Below are 1,747 nucleotides of genomic sequence, written 5' to 3'. Positions count from 1 at the left end.
AAGGAGGGGGGTGGGGGTTTACGGGCGTGGAAGCGTAACCCGCGGACCATGCGACGTATCTCACATAATTGGTGTATTTAGTAAACTGGCATCGTAATTCCCACCGTAATTCCGGCCACCATTCCTTTACATTTGGCGATTCCTTGGGCAATCATATTCTGTACGAATTGCTGAGAGGCCCAAATATGTCGAAAATCCGTGCAAGGGATCGGGTGACAGCATCATTCCATTTTTTGAACATCAAGATCCCGTCAGAGGATGGCGGCGATGCGACCTACGAGGGTTTCGATAGTTATCAAATAGAAGAGTTCAAAAGTCGTTTACTGACTCTTCCTACTCTTGATTTGAGTGATGAAGGTGTCCGTAATTCTTTACGAACTAAAAAACTTGTCCCGATTGACGAGCTCTGCCAAATTGATGAAAGAACCTTTTTTGGCAAGTATAGAGGAGCTTATTGGGGTCATGGATACGAAAATACGCATGCTGGCTATATTCCACCGGAAAGTATCAGTCTAAGACCGTTTTATTTCCTATTATATTTCTCGACAGATGGAAAAATTTACCTTGGAACGCAGTATCTAGGGCAATTTGGTAGCTACACTGCGTTGAAGAATTCGCTTTTTCGAATTTTCACAGGAAATTATGAGATTTCTGCTCACAGTTTTAGATCCGAAGCGGCTAATCTCGAGAATGTGCAGCCAAAGGAAGTGCGGATTGTAGTATCATCATCATCGAAAAATGCAAATAGTGATAATATTATAACCTCTGAACGGCTTACCGTCCTAAAATCACTTGGAAGAGGATCTCATACTCAATCTTCTATTAAAACTGCATTAGTTGTAAATCACAAGAATCCTGAGAAACTTCGAGAAGAAGTATCAAAAATATTAAGACAAGATAAAATAATTTCATTTGACGATGATGATATAGTCGATTGCGTGATTGTAGCGGAGCTAAATGGACGACCATTTGTTTTACACTTCATGGAGGAAGGGATTCGGGCCACCAAATTTGAAATTAAGAAAATTATGTATGAACTAGATGGGCATCCGGGAAAAAGTTGTGTGAAGGATGGTATGATTGAAATTTTGGAGAAAAATGTTCTCTCAAAAGGTGAAAATGCTTAACATCCTTTCAAAATTACGCGAAAATTATCTGTCTCATTTTCGAGATGAGGTTGAATTGCGTTCATACATGTTAAAATTCGGAATCCCGACTAATTTATTTTTGTCTCTTTTGTATGTTGTTGTTATTGGAGGTATTTCGAAAGATGTATTGAATGCAATAATAACTCTCTTTTCAATTTTGATTGGTTTTTCATATTCGGTTATGATATTTCTCTCGAGTAGTCCGCGCGATGGCCGCTTTGATGCTTCTGATCGAGAGGCCAGATTAAGGTCCGAAAGAATCAATAGAATAGCACTTCTTTTGTATGGAAATTTGAACGTATTTTGCATTTCTTCTATATTTCTTGTTGTTCTGAGTTTGCTTGGAATATCGACTCAAAATGAAGAATTAAATTTCTTAAAAGAATTTCGATTCGGAATTTTTCGAATGATCGCGAATTTCTTTTTCGTATGGCTATTTTTGGAATTGTGTGAGGAGTTTTTTAGGATCCTTACTAGGACAAACTACTTATTTGCGGAGAGGATTAAAGGGCTGAGATGACAAGTCCGTAAACCCACAATCTCGAATTACGGTCGAATTACGGTGGCGAATTACGGTGACACGTCCGTAAACCAGCGGC

General features: G+C 38.9%; 1 protein-coding gene. It reads left to right on the top strand.

From position 1 onward, the window contains the following. The first annotated feature begins 185 nt into the window (after positions 1-185). Positions 186-1,127: a hypothetical protein gene (locus tag MNBBLIKP_RS17650; RefSeq protein WP_140420472.1), complete on the top strand. Its 942-nt coding sequence runs from the start codon at positions 186-188 to the stop codon at positions 1,125-1,127. The last annotated feature ends 620 nt before the right edge of the window (positions 1,128-1,747 follow it).

Origin of the sequence: Novosphingobium sp. B 225, assembly GCF_002198665.1 — a bacterium.
Lineage (GTDB): Bacteria > Pseudomonadota > Alphaproteobacteria > Sphingomonadales > Sphingomonadaceae > Novosphingobium.
The sequence above is the reverse complement of the archived record's forward strand: the minus strand, read 5'-3'. Positions and strand labels throughout refer to the sequence as shown.

Excerpts from the sequence above, each read along its gene's own strand:
- MNBBLIKP_RS17650 (WP_140420472.1), top strand. The coding sequence starts at position 186 with ATGTCGAAAATCCGTGCAAGGGATCGGGTGACAGCATCATTCCATTTT.